Origin of the sequence: Candidatus Enterococcus willemsii, assembly GCF_009933335.1 — a bacterium.
Classification (GTDB): Bacteria; Bacillota; Bacilli; order Lactobacillales; family Enterococcaceae; genus Enterococcus_F; species Enterococcus_F willemsii.
Genome location: NZ_MAEL01000042.1, coordinates 64374 through 78583, shown reverse-complemented (window position 1 = coordinate 78583; position 14210 = coordinate 64374). Strand labels below are relative to the sequence as shown.

Below are 14210 nucleotides of genomic sequence, written 5' to 3'. Positions count from 1 at the left end.
CTACAACATTTAGATTGCGGGCGTTTTTATTACCGGACAATTAATACATCACATAAGGCATGATTAATAATATAAGTTGCTGTTGAACCAGTCAGAATCTCTTCTGTTTCACCAGTCGCTCCTGCAATAATTAAATCAATCGTTTCATGTGTTTGGGCATAAGAAATAATCTTGCGCTTAGGATTACCAGAAATAACGAAACTTTCTAAACGCTCATCTGGCAATTTGCCGCTTACCATTGTTTCTATCTCTGCCATCTCTTCTTCGACAAATTTCTTGGTATGTGCCATTATTTTTTTCATATTTGGTACATGCCACAAATAATGCGGTGTCTCTAATACGCGTAAAATCGTTAAGCGGGCGTGTTTGATAAGTGCTTCATCAACTGCTCGTTGAATAACCGTCTCTGTCATGTTTGAGCCATCGACAACAGCTAAAATATGTTGGTGCATCGTATCTCTCCTTTTATACTTACAAAAAAACAATGAAGAAAGCTCACTAACCACTAAAAATAAAATCAAATTTTCTTTTTAGTTGCTATTCTCTTCATTGTTTGTTTTGATTATTCTAACGTTGAAACAGCCATTCTTAAAGCTGCCATTGGATCTTGATGACGAATCGTATAAACCATATTTCCTACTTGCCAAGTGATTTCATTACTGCGATAACCATCGCTAACCATGTCAAAAGTAATTTGGCCTATTTCTTCTGGTGCAGGTAACATCGCTTGCTCCAAATATTCGACTACTTGTTTAGCTAAACCGACTGGATCTTGTTGTTCGATATTACTTGCACGTACAATCAAATTCCAATTACCTTCTTGCCAAGCGACATAGGAAGAACCTGCAGCACCTTGTTGATAACCTGTAATTCCGTAACCCAAGTCCACTTTCATCCCTTGCATATCCACACGCAAATTAACTGCTTCTTTCGCTTCTTGTGTTGAAGCAAATGCTTCTTGTTGATATTGCGCAATCGGGGTCTCATAATTCAATTCTTTTTTATTTAGAATAAGTGGATGGTTCATATCAAAATACAGAACCGATAATTTTTCTTCTGGTCCCGCTACTGCAATATTTAATGCCTTATTCGTATGAGGAACCTCTGTTGGAAATGCGACCGTTGGAAATAATTGAACCAATTCTGCATTCGCATCCACCACTTCTTCACTGGAAGATGGCTTTGTTCCTTCTTCTGATGTACTAGAAGGCGTTGTTGACGCTGCTGTTGTTTCGGATGATTCAGTTCCTTTTGTTGTCGATTCCTTGCTAGTTGTTGAGCTTGTGCTTGTCATTTCAATGGATTCAATGACGGAAGATGATGTCTCACTGGTCGTCACTTCAATAGTTTCACTAGTAGTAGGTTTCTGTGTTGAATTTTTACCACAACCAACGAATAGAAGTAAAACCAATGGAAGGCATATAATTAGTGACTTTTTCATTTTGCTCCGCTTCCTTCCCCTATTGTTAAAAATTAACTTATTTCACTAAATTTCCAAACCAACGTGTAACAGTTTGCCAACCTTCTGTTGCAAATGTTTTGATTTCATCCCAAAATTGTCCAGATTGAATCAGGGTTGACCATTCATTAATTTGTTCCATAATGGTTGCTCTAAAAATCCAAATCAGTGCTACCAAGAACAAAACACCTAAAAAGCGCCAAATTGCCGAGCCAACCTTATAAATAAATAACAGGATTAACAGGACAATTCCTATCGCAATGATATTTTCCATTCCCATCGCCCCTCTCTACTTTTATTGTCTATTATGACAATCATTTGGTCAAGAAACATGCTACTAAAGTCTGATTTTTTAATAAATTTAACAAAAAAAGCAAAATCGAAAAACGATTTTGCTTTAATTCGTATTATTTCCCATCAAGAATATTTAAACGAACCTTTTTAGGTCCGTCTGTCCGTACACTGTAAACGATTGTACGGATGGCTTTCGCGACACGTCCTTGTTTACCAATGATACGACCGATATCTTCTGGGGCTACCGATAAGTTATATTCAAAGAAATCATCTGACTCAACTATTTCCAAAGAAACTTGGTCAGTATGGGTGACTAAAGGACGAACGATTGTTAAGACTAAATCTGTCAAATCTTTCATACTTTATCTCCTTATTTCTTAGTGAATTTAGCTTCGTGATGTTTTTTCATAACGCCTTCTTTAGAAAGTAAGTTACGAACTGTATCAGAAGGTTGCGCACCTTTTGATAACCAATCAAGTACTAAATCTTCTTTGATTGTTACTTGAGCTGGGTTAGTTAAAGGATTATACGTACCTACTGTTTCGATGAAACGTCCGTCACGAGGAGAACGTGAATCTGCTACTACAATACGGTAAAAAGGACTCTTTTTAGAACCCATGCGTTTTAAACGAATTTTTACTGCCATTATTTACACCTCCATTGGTTTTAATCACAAGAGCTAGTTTAACAGGTTTTTATTAAGGTGTAAAGAGTTTTTTCTTTACAGTCTATATTTTTTTATCAATTAATATACAAACCAGCATATTTTTATCGATAAACATTAAAAATCAATTGTTTAGCATTAAATTAAATGTTAAAATAAATTTGAAAAGAAAGGGGTTTTATAATGAATCAGCAAAAAATACAGAAAAGATCTCGACTGTTTATGTTTCTTTTTTATTTCCTTGCAGGATTAATGGTCCTAGCTATTTTATTAAGTGGTACCAACTATGCGCAGTTATCAGTTACAACTGACATAGGCATGTTTGTAACGTTTTATGAACAATCTTTGGTTAATTCTACAACAAGTCATGCAGAATTTTGGTATTCCATTATCAGCTTTAACTTTATTGCGATTATCTGGATTACTATCTTTTTACGTGTGGCAACTATTTTCAAGTGTATTTCCCTTGGCACACCTATTTTTTCTCAAACGATTATTAACCAATTAAATCATTTAATTCTTTGGTTATACGGTATTGCCATTGTTCCAATGTTTCTTTTTCCACTGCTTTCCAATATATTAACTGGTTCTTACCATTTTGTATTAGGAATTCCTTCAGGTTTATTCCTACCTTTCGGGTTATCTTTACTTATTGAAATTTTTAAATATGGAGCTTCGTTGCAATATGAAGTCGATGAAACAGTTTAGGATGTGAAAAACATGGCAATTATTTCTCGTTTAGATCGTGTCATGGCCGATCGAAAAATAAGTTTAAATGAATTATCTGAAAAAGTTGGCATTAGTCATGTAAATTTATCAAAATTAAAAAATGGTCGGGTAAATGCTATTCGGTTCTCGACTTTAGAAGCAATTTGTCGTGCTTTAGACTGTCAACCGGGCGATCTATTAGAATATCAAAAAAATGAGTAGTTATTCTTTGATTTTTTTACTAACTTTTAGTAAGATGATTTTGTAGTAATCAATTAGGAGGAATTTATTATGACAAAAAAAATTGGTATCATCGTAGGAAGTTTACGTAAGGATTCTTATAACCGCAAAGCAGCAGAAGCATTTGCAAATCTATTACCTGAAGGTTATGAAGCAACTTTTGTTGAAGTTGGCGATCTACCTCTTTACAACGAAGATTTAGATGTTGAAGGAAAAGTACCAGCAAGCTGGACTCGTTTCCGTGAAGAATTAAAAGCTGTTGACGGTGTTTACTTCTTCACACCTGAATACAATCGTTCACTACCAGCAACAATCAAAAATGCGTTAGACGTAGGTTCTCGTCCTTATGGTGAGAGTGTATGGGACAGCAAACCAGCCCTTGTTGTCAGCGTATCACAAGGTGCAGTTAGTGGCTTTGGTGCAAACCATCACTTACGTCAATCACTTGTTTTCTTGAACATGCCTACATTACAACAACCAGAAGCATATATTGGAAATGTTGCAAACTTAGTGAATGAAGAAGGCAAATTTATTGAAGATACTGTCAACTTCTTCCAATTAATCACAGATAAATATGTTGAGTTTTTTGAAAAATTAACAAAATAACTCCTCGCTTAGAGTCACATTGAAAGATGTGGCTCTTTTTTGTTCATTTATGCTACAATTAAAGAAAGCGCTTTAGAAAGTAGGCGTCCTATGAAAAAAATGACTATCTTCCATTCATTGATTGCATTGTTGTTAATTTTTCTTGTCTGGATTCCACCCACTCGTATTTTTCTAACTGACATCCCCTACTGCAATGTTATTGTCTTTCTTCTGTCATGTTTTCTTTGTATCAGTGCTGTATGGACTTACCAAAAATCCAAACAAAAAAGAAATGTTTTATTTTTTATTGTAGGACTTAGCCCGCTATTCTTTATCTTGTTACTATTCCTATTAGCTTTACGTGGTATGCCACTAGCGCCTTAACAAAAAAAGAGCCCTCGTTGGCTCTTTTTTATTTTGGAATTCGTCGATAATGTAATTCTGTTAATTCACCCATCTGCGTTGTTTCGACAAATTCCAAACGTTGGGCATAATCGCCTTCTTCAAATAAACGTTTGCCTTTCCCTAAAAGAACAGGTGCAATTTGAATCCAATATTCATCAATCTTATCGGCAACTAATAATTCAGTGAATAGACCGCCGCCACCAACAATCCAAACATTTTTTTCTTCCTGTTGTAATCGTTCGATGACTTGTACTGGATCTTCTGACGTAAAATATCCTTCGGAAATTTCTTCGGTTTTTGTATGTGAGAAAACAATGACTTCTTTGCCTTCATAAAAAGGTGCATCTGCTACTATTTTTTTCGTTTCTTCATAAGTGACTCTGCCCATGACAATCGTATCGATTGATTCCTCAAATGCTTCATAGGTTGAAACCCCACCCAAATTCGTATCAAATAACCACTGTAAATTATCCTCTTCATCTGCTAAATACCCATCCAAACTAATCGCACCATAAAACATAATCTTACTCATCTCATCCACTCCTTTTCTTGTATTTTACCAAATTTCCAAAAAAAAGATTGCTTTTTTCAACTGTACTAGGTATAGTAATACACATAATAAGTGTATGACGTACCGTAGTACACTTTTGTCATGCAGAAAGGAGCAGCTATGGTTACGATTAATAAGCAAACAAATCGTCCATTTTATGAGCAGCTAGTGATTGGCATTAAAGAAGAGATTCTACAAGGCATCTTGCAACCTGGCGATCGAATCCCTTCCGTCCGTGAAATGGCAAAAGATTTATTGATGAATCCAAATACCGTCAGTAAAGCCTATAAAATTCTGGAAGCTGAACAAGTCCTTGTGACCGTCAAAGGAAAAGGCACCTTTGTCAATCAAGGACACACAACACGTGATGAAAAGCGGATTCACCAATTAAAGCAACAATTTAATGTCTTATTCATTGAAGCAAAACATCTTCAAGTAACCAATGATGAAATACACACATGGTTAAAAGAAGCAACCCAAGAATTAGGAGGCGACCAATCATGAAACTCTGTCATGTGACCAAAAAAATTGATAAACAGGCTATTTTAGAAGACATTAACTTTGAACTTGCAACGAATGAAATTGTTGGGTTAATTGGCCGAAATGGCTCCGGGAAGACAACCCTCTTTCGGACCATTTCTGGACAATATTATACAGACGGTGGTGAAATTACGATTACTCATGACAATCTTGAAATCAGTCCCCATGACCGTCAAGAAATTTTTTACATTGATGAAAAGGAAAATTTTTTATCTCATTACTCTCTTAAAAAAATCAATCAATTTTATCGAACCGCTTATCCTAGATTTGATCAAGACTTATTTTTACAACTCATACAAGAACATCAACTGTCTTTAAATTTGAATTACAAGAGAATGTCCAAAGGAATGCAAGGTCTCTTCCAAATGATTCTGGCCATTGCTTCAAACGCCACCTACTTATTATTAGACGAACCATTCGACGGGTTAGACGTTATTGTCCGAAAAAAGGTAATTGGTCTCTTATTGGAAAACTTAAGTGATACGAAGCGTACCGCCTTAATTGCCTCACACAATCTCAATGAACTTGAACATATTATTGATCGCGCATTGATTCTTAAAGGCAATACCATTACCCAAGATTACCACTTGGAAGAGTTACGCGAACATGCTAAAAAAATTCAAATGGTCTTCAAAACAAAAAAAGTCCCAGATATTATCAAACAAAATTCCAAAGCACTTAATTTCCAAGGTCGTGTGGTAACGGCACTCTTTGAACGTTTCACTCCTGAATTGGAGAAAGAAATTAAAGATTTAGACCCTATTTTGTTTGAAGAACTCCCACTAACATTGGAAGATTTATTTGAAGCCAACCTTAGTCAAGAAACACTAATGAAAGGACTGTACTAATTATGAAGATGATTCGTTCTTTATACTACCAACGCTATGGCAAATCACTAATTGCCCTGATGCTTATTTTCTTTGGTCTTTATTTGTATAATGGCATCGGCGGGGTGAGAGCATGGCAGAACGAGTATGATTATCTCCATTCCAAAGAATTTGTAACATCCGATTACTATAACCATGAGTGGAATATAAAGGATTATGACGACAATAATAAACCTATTTACTATGAATCTATTGATGACTATCGTAACGAACGATTAATGACTTATACTTATTCAGAAAATTTCTACTCAACTTATGCAGAAATGAATGCAACGAGTAATTACAACCCAGAAATAGCAGTAGCTGAACCTACCTATCAAGCTGGAAATGTCTATTATAGTTACTATGTTAGTAGTCAACCTTGGGCCTTACTTATTTTTATTCTCGGTTTCTTGCTTTTCTTTGTTGATCAGAAAACCAATTTTAATCGGTTCTTATTTTCACTATCGGTTAGTCGCAAAAAGTTATTTACTGGAAAACTCTTATATCTAGCTGGACCATTTATGCTAGTCATTGGATTAGGCATTCTAGGTAATATCCTCATTCAATGGTATGGGATTCCACAGCTGTATATGAATGCAACTGTGATTCAGTTACTCCAATCGGGGCTTAGTCATTGGATTTTCACGATTTTCTTACTATGTAGTGGTATGTTATTAGGTGTCACCTTAGGAAATGTTGTTTTTGGTCCCTTATCCATTCTTTTAGGACTATTTGTACTGTCACAAATGACGGTCTTCTCATTTTTCTCAAACTTGAATATTATTTTGACCTATTTCTTCCCAGATATCCAGCTTCCCATGACAGACGCCATATTTGTTGTCTGGCCTGGTAAAACAAGTACTCCTTGGTATATATCGCTTATTCTGATGCTACTTTCTGCTTTGTTTATCTTTTTAGCTGAACGCATCTTCCGTAAAGTGTCCATAGAAGACGATGGTGATTATGTCACTTCCCCTGGTCTTCGTTTACCAGTATTTCTAACAATGTTTGTCAGCACTTGTTTTTTCTTCACCATCACCATGACAAGTTGGTATTTGGTTTTTAATCCAGTTGAAGATTACACTATTATCCGCGAACTAATAATCATTACAATTGTGACCTGCATCTGCAGCTATATCCTAGTCTATGCACGTTCGATTCGCAAATGGTGGATTGCGAGACGAGATAATTACTTGCAACGAAAAAGCAGTTAAATAACAAAAAAATCCGTTCAATGTTAACATTGAACGGATTTTTAATTTACTTATTTTTTATCTTTTTTGTCGAATAAATCATTTACTTTATCAGCTACGCCATCAGCAAATTCTTCTACTTTTTCTTTGGCTTCGCCGTATTTTTCTTTGACTTTACCTTTTAATTCCTCGGAGTCGTCACCAGTTACTTTCCCTTTAGCTTCAGTTACTTTACCTTCAACTTGTTCTTTGTTTACCATGTGCTTATTCTCCTTTCTTGAATCTAAATTTAGCATAGCACGATTGTCTTGAAATAACAAATAATATGGTGAATAACCTTTAAAGAATTGTATATTTACCTAAAGTTAGTGCATTTGATTGTTTGCCATGCCCGATTTGATTGGTTTTAGCTATCGGAAGCTGCGTTACCAATACTTCTTGTAAAATTTCTTCAATTGGACGGTTTTGTTCTTGTTCATAGGCAGTAAACGTTCCTAATAAAATTCCTTTTAGTCGCTGAAAATTGGCTTGTTGTTGTAATTGATGAAACATTGAAAACAACAACTCTTCATTGCCTCCAGAACTTTCTAAAAAGAGAAGTTTGTCGGTTAAATCTGGCATAAATGGGGTACCTGCCAGTTTGAGAAAACAACGAATATTGCCTCCAACGATTTTGCCCGCCAGCTCAGTTCCTTGTATGAATTGCCAGTTTGTTTGATATAAGGATAGATTACCTTCCAAAAAAGTTTGTTGAAATCGAGCAAGCTGTTCGCCAGTTTTATCCCAAAGAATCGTTTTTAACTGAAATAATTCCACCGTTTGTTTGGTTTGACTCAATAGACTATTTAAAACGGTCGTCACATCACTATAACCAAAAAAAGCTGTCGGATGCTTTTCTAGTAGTTTAAAATCTAAAAACGGAAGCACACTATTCGCACGATTACCTCCTGAAATATCAAAAATTGCTTGAATTTCTTCATCTTGAAAATAACTATGCATCACTTCAGCTTTCGCTTTACCATCATTGGTTGAATGCCATAACAAAGGACTAACTTTTACTTGTAAGCCCAACGATTCGATTAGTTCTCGTAATTCATTCGTTTCATCAGGGCGACTAGGATAATCTGAATTGCAAACGAAAGCAATCCTATCTCCAGGTTTTAACTGCACCATCTATTCTCCTTTACAAAAATTGAGCCAACACAAGGGTTGACTCAATCGTTTTTATTTACGTTTTTTCTTTTTCTTCTTATTTTTCTTAACCATACGATTCATTGCCATTTTGCCAAGTTTCCCTTTGACCCCACCACCAAACATTTGATCCATGCCTGGAATGTTGTTTAAGTTCCCTTTAGATACTTGTTGCATCATTTTGCGTGATTCTTTGAATTGTTTAATCATACGATTAACTTCAACCACGCTATTTCCTGAACCGGCAGCAATTCGGCGACGACGACTTGGATTTAACAAATCTGGGTCTTCTCGTTCTGCTGGTGTCATCGAATAAACCATCGCTTTTTTACGAGCGACATCTTTCGGATCTAATTTAAAGTTTTCTAATCCTGGAACTTGACTCATTCCCGGAATCATTTTCATTAAATCATCTAGCGGACCCATGTTTTCCAGTTGCTCGAATTGCTCAATAAAATCATTAAAGTCGAAATTATTTTCGCGCATCTTTTTAGCTAATTCATCGGCTTTTTTCTCATCGTAATCTTGTTGCGCTTTTTCAATCAACGTCAACATGTCACCCATGCCAAGAATCCGACTAGACATACGGTCTGGATGGAAGATTTCTAAATCAGTTAATTTTTCACCAGTACCGGTAAACTTAATCGGTGCACCTGTCACTGAACGGATAGAAAGTGCCGCACCACCACGTGTGTCACCATCTAATTTGGTAATAACAACCCCAGTAATTCCTAACTGTTGATTAAAGCTATCCGCAACATTGACCGCATCTTGCCCAGTCATCGCATCTACGACTAATAGAATTTCATTCGGTTGTGCCAGTTCTTTAATGTCACGTAATTCGCCCATTAACGTTTCATCAATATGCAAACGACCTGCCGTATCGATTAGGACATAATCATTTTTCTTTTCGCGTGCAAGAGCAAGACCTTGGCGGACAATTTCAACTGGACTCACATCTGTTCCCATCTCAAAAACAGGCACATCTAATTGTTGACCAAGAACTTTTAATTGATCAATCGCTGCTGGACGGTATACGTCACCTGCGATTAGCAATGGACGTGCATTTTCTGTTTTCATTAAATGATTGGCTAATTTTCCAGTAAAGGTTGTTTTACCTGCCCCTTGTAAACCTGCCATCATAATAACAGTTGGAATTTTCGGATTTTTTTGAAGTCCGACTGCTTCTGAACCTAATGTTTTTGTCAGCTCTTCATCTACAATTTTAACAACTTGTTGTGCTGGAGATAAGCTTTCTAATACCTCTACCCCAACTGCGCGTTCACGCACATTTTTAGTGAATTCTTTTACAACTTGTAAATTAACATCGGCTTCCAGTAATGCCAAACGAATCTCACGCATCATCTCTTTAACGTCAGCTTCTGTCACTTTCCCTTTTTTACGAAGTTTACTCATTGCTTGTTGTAAACGTTCGGTTAAGCTTTCAAATGCCATTTATATTCCTACTTTCCTTCAATATCTATCTACTTTTGGTTATCATTCATTTGCTATTTATTCAAATTTCTGTTGTCTATTCTATCGTGAAACGTTGATTTTTGCTAGCGTTTATCAATAAATAGAGACAAATTTGAATGCCTATTATTGTGTATACGATTCCTCTCATAGTTTAACATATGTTTCGCATGAACACTATACTTACAGCGAATGTCTCTTGACCTCCATAAGAAAAAAATGGCGAATCACACGAGATTTTTTCCGGTGTCTTCGTCATCTTCTTATCAATAAACTGTTATTGGTTTATTCCTCTATTTTTTGAATCTCTTGAATTAATTTCGCTGCGGTTTCATCTTTTGGATAATGGGTTGTGATATGTTTGTTTAGCTGATCTAATAATTCGCCGCGAACAATATAATCTGAAAACATGTGTAACTTATGCTCATAATTTTCTAAAATCTTCTCTGTGCGTTTGATATTGTCATAAACGGCTTGGCGACTCACTTGAAATTCTTCTGCAATTTCGCCTAAAGAAAAATCATCTGCATAATACAATTCCATATAATTCATTTGTTTTTCAGTTAATAATGTAGAATAAAATTCAAAGAGTGCATTCATTCGATTGGTTTTCTCTAATTCCATTAATTATCTGTCTCCTTGCTTTTTCTCCACTGTGTATCAGATTGAACTGAAATACCTTGCATGATAAAATATGCCGTTGCTACACCTACACCCACGATTTGTGTTCCTGAAAATGTGCCATCATAAATCAATTGACTACCACATGAAGGGCTTTTATCTTTCAAAACAAGTGATGTCACCTGATTGGCTTTTAAGATTTCATACGCACGTTTGGCTCCCGCTTTAAACATATCAGTGACATCTTCTCCACGATTTGTACGAACAACGGCTGTTCCTCGCCAGACATCAAACCCATCGCCACCAATAATTTCAGCTGGATCACGCGGAATTGGCAATCCTCCTAACACTTCTGGACACACTTGGATAGCTTCATTCATTTCAAGCATTTTTCTTAATTGAGGGATCTCTTGATTTTTTCCATCGTATCGACAACAGCTACCACCTAAGCAAGCACTTATCCCAATCATCAAACTCTGCCCCATTTCTATCAGTATCGTCTTACATTATAACATTTATTAGGGGTAGACAATAGTCCCCACGCCTTATTCATGATAAAATAAGATGAACAAAAAAAGAATGAGGAGCTACCCATGAAAAAAGTTTTGATTGTTGACGATGAACCGTCAATCGTTACGCTATTAACATTCAATTTAGAAAAAGAAGGCTATCAAGTGACTAGTGCTTCTGATGGTTTAGAAGGCTACGAATTAGCTTTGACACAAGCATTTGACTTTTTAATTTTAGATGTCATGCTACCTAATCTCGATGGTATCGAAATCACCAAAAAATTGCGTCAAGAAAAAATCGATACTCCTATTTTAGTTTTAACGGCAAAAGATGATCCAATCGATCGCATTTTAGGTCTTGAAATTGGTGCAGATGATTATCTAACCAAACCATTTAGTCCTAGAGAAGTGGTTGCTCGCATGAAAGCAATTTTCCGTCGAATGGAGCCTCGCAAGGCGGCAAAATCAGAAGAACAAGAAGAAAAAATTATTGTAGGCAAAATTGTCGCTGACGTTATTAATTACCAAGTCACCGTAGATGGACAAGCTGTCATTTTAACACCTAAAGAATTTGAATTACTGGTTTACTTCATGAAGCGTAAAGACCGAGTGATTGATCGCGATACATTATTGGATCGCATCTGGCATTTTGATTTTGATGGACAAAGTCGAATTGTCGATGTGCATATTAGCCATTTACGTGAAAAAATCGAGCAAGATCCCAAGCATCCTCAATATTTACAAACGGTGCGTGGCTTTGGTTATAAGTTTCAGGAGCCGTTGCAGTCATGAAAAAACGGGCTTATCTTGGTTGGTTGACGCTTTTAGTTTGTTTATTCATAGGAAGCTGGCAATTTATTCAGAATTTTTATGACCAACAAGTCCTTTCGCAGCATGAAACTTTTTTACAGCAAAAGGCTGAATTACTGATTCGCCTATCACAAGATTACTCGTTAGATACAATTGCCGAACAATATATTGTGAATTCGGATGAACGTGTGACACATTTGAATGAAAAAGGAGATATCCTGTTTGACACTTATAACCCTTCGTTAACGGGGACACGTTCACAACGTCCGGAAGTCAAAGCTGTTTTACAAGGTAGTAGCAAGGGTCGTTCTGTGCGAATGAGTCCTACCTTGCATAAAGAATTACTTTATGTGGCACTGCCAATCAAAAAAGAGGGAAAAATCACCGAAATTATTCGAATCGCAGAACCTACGGAAAATTTTTTACCCAACGCAGCTAAAATGAAACATGCAATTTTTTTCGTCTATAGCTTCTTTTGGATTGTTTTGAGTGTGATTTTACTACAAGTCTTGCGTCGGAGAAATCATCCAATTGAAACGATTCTACCCGTCTTACAAAAAATGATTGCCCAACCCGATCATAAAGAAACGATTATCCAATCGTCCTCTCAGTGGGAAGAATTGTACCAGAGCGTCAATACGTTAAGTGAACAAATGAGCCTCACTTACCAAGCTTATAGTGCCAGTGAGAAACAATTGCATACTTTATTGAATGAATTAATGATTGGTGTGTTCATTATTAGTGAAGAAGGACACCTGTTGCTCATGAATGCGACCATGCAAGAACAATTAAATAGTTTTCCGCAAAAGATGCAGTATCCTTTTACCGAGAGCATTACTGATACCCAACTGATTCAAATGATTTATCAAGTAACACCCACGCAGCCATTTATTCATGAGGAACTTACGACAACCAATGAACGGGTGTTGGATATTACCTTGCGTTATTTTACTGAATCGAAACAAATTTTAGGCGTATCCTATGATTTAACACGTATTCGTCAATTAGAAAAATTACAAAAAGATTTTGTCGGAAATGTTTCACATGAACTAAAAACACCGGTCACTTCCCTCATTGGTTTTACAGAAACGTTATTAGATGGTGCAAAAGATGATCCAGAAACACTGACTACCTTCTTAGAAATTATGCAAAAAGATGCGTATCGCTTGCAAGGTCTGATTCAAGAGATTATTCAATTATCGAAGAATGCCGCCATTGATTACTCGATTCAAACAATTGATGTCGCAACAAGTTTGTCGCAAATCATTGCCAATTACCAACAAACGATTCAAGAAAAACAGTTAACAATTGAATGGCATGGGGAAACATTTGCATTGACGACGAAGCCAGAATTATTTTTCCCTATTTGTAAAAATTTAATTGAGAATGCCATCAATTATTCGCTGTCTGGGCAAACAGTGATTCTTTCTTTTGAAGAAAAAAATGGACTGGTACTGAGCGTGCAAGATTTTGGAATGGGGATTGCTAAAGAGGAACAGACAAGAATTTTTGAACGGTTTTACCGAGTTGATAAAGCGCGGACGCGTAATTCAGGTGGTACTGGTCTAGGTCTAGCGATTGTAAAGGATTATATTGATATGTTAGGTGGCAGTATTCATGTCGAAAGTCATTTAGGTGTCGGTTCAACTTTCACTGTTTTTATTCCCATGAATTAGGAGTTATTATGAAAAAAATTAGTTATCTAACCTTAGGATGTATTAGTTTACTATTTGGAGCAGCAGGTGCAATCTTACCGGTTTTACCTGCCTTTCCTTTTTTGCTATTAGCGACTTTTTCTTTTTCAAAAGGATCGGATCGCTGGCACCAGTGGTTTATCCAAACAAAATTGTATCAAGAAAATCTTGCTACCTATGTCCAAGGCAGCGGAATGACCAAAGCAACGAAAAAACGTGTGATGTTGACGATTACAGCAACGATGGCTATTAGTATTTTTATGGTTCGTCGTATGCTATGGTTACAAGTATTACTAACAATTATTTGGTCTGGCTTGATGCTTTATTTCTTATTTAAAGTCAAAACCATCAAATAATTTGCTTCAAGCATACAAAAACGCCTCACAAATTTTCTTTGTGAGACGT

The 14210-nt window shown here is 36.2% G+C and carries 20 protein-coding genes; 9 read left to right on the top strand and 11 right to left on the bottom strand.

Features of this window, described 5'->3' with window-relative positions:
- Nucleotides 1–29: 29 nt before the first annotated feature.
- The 5 genes from BAU17_RS08095 to rpsP all read right to left on the bottom strand — a co-directional run bounded on the left by BAU17_RS08095 (nucleotide 30) and on the right by rpsP (nucleotide 2399).
- Entirely contained in the window at nucleotides 30–452 is a 423-nt protein-coding gene (locus tag BAU17_RS08095; protein ID WP_161902305.1) for a universal stress protein, read from the bottom strand.
- Nucleotides 453–562: 110 nt separating this feature from the next.
- Nucleotides 563–1441, bottom strand: a complete 879-nt coding sequence (locus BAU17_RS08090) for a hypothetical protein (RefSeq protein WP_161902304.1) — start codon at nucleotides 1439–1441, stop codon at nucleotides 563–565.
- Between the two features lie 37 nt (nucleotides 1442–1478).
- Nucleotides 1479–1733: a hypothetical protein gene (locus BAU17_RS08085; protein WP_161902303.1), complete on the bottom strand. Its 255-nt coding sequence runs from the start codon at nucleotides 1731–1733 to the stop codon at nucleotides 1479–1481.
- Nucleotides 1734–1866: 133 nt separating this feature from the next.
- Complete coding sequence (locus BAU17_RS08080; protein WP_161902302.1) at nucleotides 1867–2112, bottom strand: KH domain-containing protein; 246 nt, start codon at nucleotides 2110–2112, stop codon at nucleotides 1867–1869.
- 11 nt (nucleotides 2113–2123) lie between these two features.
- Nucleotides 2124–2399 (bottom strand): 30S ribosomal protein S16, encoded by a 276-nt coding sequence (rpsP, locus tag BAU17_RS08075; RefSeq protein WP_161902301.1) that lies wholly within the window; start codon nucleotides 2397–2399, stop codon nucleotides 2124–2126.
- A gap of 201 nt (nucleotides 2400–2600) precedes the next feature.
- On the opposite strand from rpsP, the gene BAU17_RS08070 reads away from it, so the two are divergent.
- From BAU17_RS08070 to BAU17_RS08060, 3 genes are all read left to right on the top strand, one after another.
- On the top strand, nucleotides 2601–3125 hold the full coding sequence (locus BAU17_RS08070) for a hypothetical protein (RefSeq protein ID WP_161902300.1): 525 nt from the start codon (nucleotides 2601–2603) through the stop codon (nucleotides 3123–3125).
- Between the two features lie 12 nt (nucleotides 3126–3137).
- A complete protein-coding gene (locus tag BAU17_RS08065) occupies nucleotides 3138–3347 on the top strand; it encodes a helix-turn-helix domain-containing protein (RefSeq protein ID WP_161902299.1) in 210 nt (69 codons plus the stop codon).
- A 69-nt stretch (nucleotides 3348–3416) separates the two neighbouring features.
- Nucleotides 3417–3971 carry an NADPH-dependent FMN reductase gene (locus tag BAU17_RS08060; protein ID WP_161902298.1) on the top strand — a complete coding sequence of 185 codons (555 nt, stop codon included), beginning with the start codon at nucleotides 3417–3419 and terminating at the stop codon, nucleotides 3969–3971.
- 391 nt (nucleotides 3972–4362) lie between these two features.
- Here BAU17_RS08060 and BAU17_RS08055 read toward each other — a convergent pair whose 3' ends face one another.
- On the bottom strand, nucleotides 4363–4887 hold the full coding sequence (locus tag BAU17_RS08055) for a dihydrofolate reductase family protein (protein ID WP_161902297.1): 525 nt from the start codon (nucleotides 4885–4887) through the stop codon (nucleotides 4363–4365).
- A gap of 138 nt (nucleotides 4888–5025) precedes the next feature.
- Between BAU17_RS08055 and BAU17_RS08050 the strand changes: the two genes are divergently transcribed.
- Genes BAU17_RS08050 through BAU17_RS08040 form a run of 3 tightly spaced genes read left to right on the top strand, consistent with a single transcriptional unit; the run spans nucleotide 5026 to nucleotide 7528 of the window.
- Nucleotides 5026–5409 (top strand): GntR family transcriptional regulator, encoded by a 384-nt coding sequence (locus BAU17_RS08050; protein WP_161902296.1) that lies wholly within the window; start codon nucleotides 5026–5028, stop codon nucleotides 5407–5409.
- Nucleotides 5406–6293, top strand: coding sequence for an ATP-binding cassette domain-containing protein (locus BAU17_RS08045; RefSeq protein WP_161902295.1), 888 nt, complete (start codon nucleotides 5406–5408; stop codon nucleotides 6291–6293). Before BAU17_RS08050 ends, BAU17_RS08045 begins: the two co-directional genes overlap by 4 nt.
- Nucleotides 6294–6295: 2 nt before the next feature.
- On the top strand, nucleotides 6296–7528 hold the full coding sequence (locus BAU17_RS08040; protein WP_161902294.1) for an ABC transporter permease family protein: 1233 nt from the start codon (nucleotides 6296–6298) through the stop codon (nucleotides 7526–7528).
- A 50-nt stretch (nucleotides 7529–7578) separates the two neighbouring features.
- On the opposite strand, the gene BAU17_RS08035 is transcribed toward BAU17_RS08040, so the two are convergent.
- From BAU17_RS08035 to BAU17_RS08015, 5 genes are all read right to left on the bottom strand, one after another.
- Complete coding sequence (locus tag BAU17_RS08035; protein ID WP_161902293.1) at nucleotides 7579–7767, bottom strand: CsbD family protein; 189 nt, start codon at nucleotides 7765–7767, stop codon at nucleotides 7579–7581.
- A 79-nt stretch (nucleotides 7768–7846) separates the two neighbouring features.
- Entirely contained in the window at nucleotides 7847–8680 is an 834-nt protein-coding gene (locus BAU17_RS08030; RefSeq protein WP_231474357.1) for a S66 peptidase family protein, read from the bottom strand.
- A gap of 51 nt (nucleotides 8681–8731) precedes the next feature.
- Nucleotides 8732–10153 carry a signal recognition particle protein gene (gene ffh, locus BAU17_RS08025; protein WP_161902292.1) on the bottom strand — a complete coding sequence of 474 codons (1422 nt, stop codon included), beginning with the start codon at nucleotides 10151–10153 and terminating at the stop codon, nucleotides 8732–8734.
- 303 nt (nucleotides 10154–10456) lie between these two features.
- On the bottom strand, nucleotides 10457–10795 hold the full coding sequence (locus tag BAU17_RS08020) for a putative DNA-binding protein (protein WP_161902291.1): 339 nt from the start codon (nucleotides 10793–10795) through the stop codon (nucleotides 10457–10459).
- Complete coding sequence (locus BAU17_RS08015; RefSeq protein ID WP_161902290.1) at nucleotides 10795–11262, bottom strand: 2-thiouracil desulfurase family protein; 468 nt, start codon at nucleotides 11260–11262, stop codon at nucleotides 10795–10797. The genes BAU17_RS08020 and BAU17_RS08015 overlap by 1 nt, the downstream gene beginning before the upstream one ends.
- Nucleotides 11263–11385: 123 nt before the next feature.
- Here BAU17_RS08015 and BAU17_RS08010 point away from each other — a divergent pair, with 123 nt between their 5' ends.
- Genes BAU17_RS08010 through BAU17_RS08000 form a run of 3 tightly spaced genes read left to right on the top strand, consistent with a single transcriptional unit; the run spans nucleotide 11386 to nucleotide 14161 of the window.
- On the top strand, nucleotides 11386–12093 hold the full coding sequence (locus BAU17_RS08010; RefSeq protein ID WP_161902289.1) for a response regulator transcription factor: 708 nt from the start codon (nucleotides 11386–11388) through the stop codon (nucleotides 12091–12093).
- Complete coding sequence (locus tag BAU17_RS08005) at nucleotides 12090–13787, top strand: sensor histidine kinase (protein WP_161902288.1); 1698 nt, start codon at nucleotides 12090–12092, stop codon at nucleotides 13785–13787. The genes BAU17_RS08010 and BAU17_RS08005 overlap by 4 nt, the downstream gene beginning before the upstream one ends.
- Nucleotides 13788–13795: 8 nt before the next feature.
- Nucleotides 13796–14161 carry a YbaN family protein gene (locus BAU17_RS08000; RefSeq protein WP_161902287.1) on the top strand — a complete coding sequence of 122 codons (366 nt, stop codon included), beginning with the start codon at nucleotides 13796–13798 and terminating at the stop codon, nucleotides 14159–14161.
- The last annotated feature ends 49 nt before the right edge of the window (nucleotides 14162–14210 follow it).

What these genes read in the sequence shown, in the direction of transcription:
- BAU17_RS08000 (WP_161902287.1), top strand. Translation starts at nt 13,796, where the DNA reads ATGAAAAAAATTAGTTATCTAACCTTAGGATGTATTAGTTTACTATTT.
- BAU17_RS08015 (WP_161902290.1), bottom strand. Translation starts at nt 11,262, where the DNA reads ATGATTGGGATAAGTGCTTGCTTAGGTGGTAGCTGTTGTCGATACGAT.
- BAU17_RS08095 (WP_161902305.1), bottom strand. Translation starts at nt 452, where the DNA reads ATGCACCAACATATTTTAGCTGTTGTCGATGGCTCAAACATGACAGAG.
- BAU17_RS08080 (WP_161902302.1), bottom strand. Translation starts at nt 2,112, where the DNA reads ATGAAAGATTTGACAGATTTAGTCTTAACAATCGTTCGTCCTTTAGTC.
- BAU17_RS08050 (WP_161902296.1), top strand. Translation starts at nt 5,026, where the DNA reads ATGGTTACGATTAATAAGCAAACAAATCGTCCATTTTATGAGCAGCTA.
- BAU17_RS08040 (WP_161902294.1), top strand. Translation starts at nt 6,296, where the DNA reads ATGAAGATGATTCGTTCTTTATACTACCAACGCTATGGCAAATCACTA.
- ffh (WP_161902292.1), bottom strand. Translation starts at nt 10,153, where the DNA reads ATGGCATTTGAAAGCTTAACCGAACGTTTACAACAAGCAATGAGTAAA.
- BAU17_RS08035 (WP_161902293.1), bottom strand. Translation starts at nt 7,767, where the DNA reads ATGGTAAACAAAGAACAAGTTGAAGGTAAAGTAACTGAAGCTAAAGGG.
- BAU17_RS08005 (WP_161902288.1), top strand. Translation starts at nt 12,090, where the DNA reads ATGAAAAAACGGGCTTATCTTGGTTGGTTGACGCTTTTAGTTTGTTTA.
- BAU17_RS08010 (WP_161902289.1), top strand. Translation starts at nt 11,386, where the DNA reads ATGAAAAAAGTTTTGATTGTTGACGATGAACCGTCAATCGTTACGCTA.
- BAU17_RS08055 (WP_161902297.1), bottom strand. Translation starts at nt 4,887, where the DNA reads ATGAGTAAGATTATGTTTTATGGTGCGATTAGTTTGGATGGGTATTTA.
- BAU17_RS08065 (WP_161902299.1), top strand. Translation starts at nt 3,138, where the DNA reads ATGGCAATTATTTCTCGTTTAGATCGTGTCATGGCCGATCGAAAAATA.
- BAU17_RS08060 (WP_161902298.1), top strand. Translation starts at nt 3,417, where the DNA reads ATGACAAAAAAAATTGGTATCATCGTAGGAAGTTTACGTAAGGATTCT.
- BAU17_RS08020 (WP_161902291.1), bottom strand. Translation starts at nt 10,795, where the DNA reads ATGGAATTAGAGAAAACCAATCGAATGAATGCACTCTTTGAATTTTAT.
- rpsP (WP_161902301.1), bottom strand. Translation starts at nt 2,399, where the DNA reads ATGGCAGTAAAAATTCGTTTAAAACGCATGGGTTCTAAAAAGAGTCCT.
- BAU17_RS08090 (WP_161902304.1), bottom strand. Translation starts at nt 1,441, where the DNA reads ATGAAAAAGTCACTAATTATATGCCTTCCATTGGTTTTACTTCTATTC.
- BAU17_RS08070 (WP_161902300.1), top strand. Translation starts at nt 2,601, where the DNA reads ATGAATCAGCAAAAAATACAGAAAAGATCTCGACTGTTTATGTTTCTT.
- BAU17_RS08085 (WP_161902303.1), bottom strand. Translation starts at nt 1,733, where the DNA reads ATGGAAAATATCATTGCGATAGGAATTGTCCTGTTAATCCTGTTATTT.
- BAU17_RS08030 (WP_231474357.1), bottom strand. Translation starts at nt 8,680, where the DNA reads ATGGTGCAGTTAAAACCTGGAGATAGGATTGCTTTCGTTTGCAATTCA.
- BAU17_RS08045 (WP_161902295.1), top strand. Translation starts at nt 5,406, where the DNA reads ATGAAACTCTGTCATGTGACCAAAAAAATTGATAAACAGGCTATTTTA.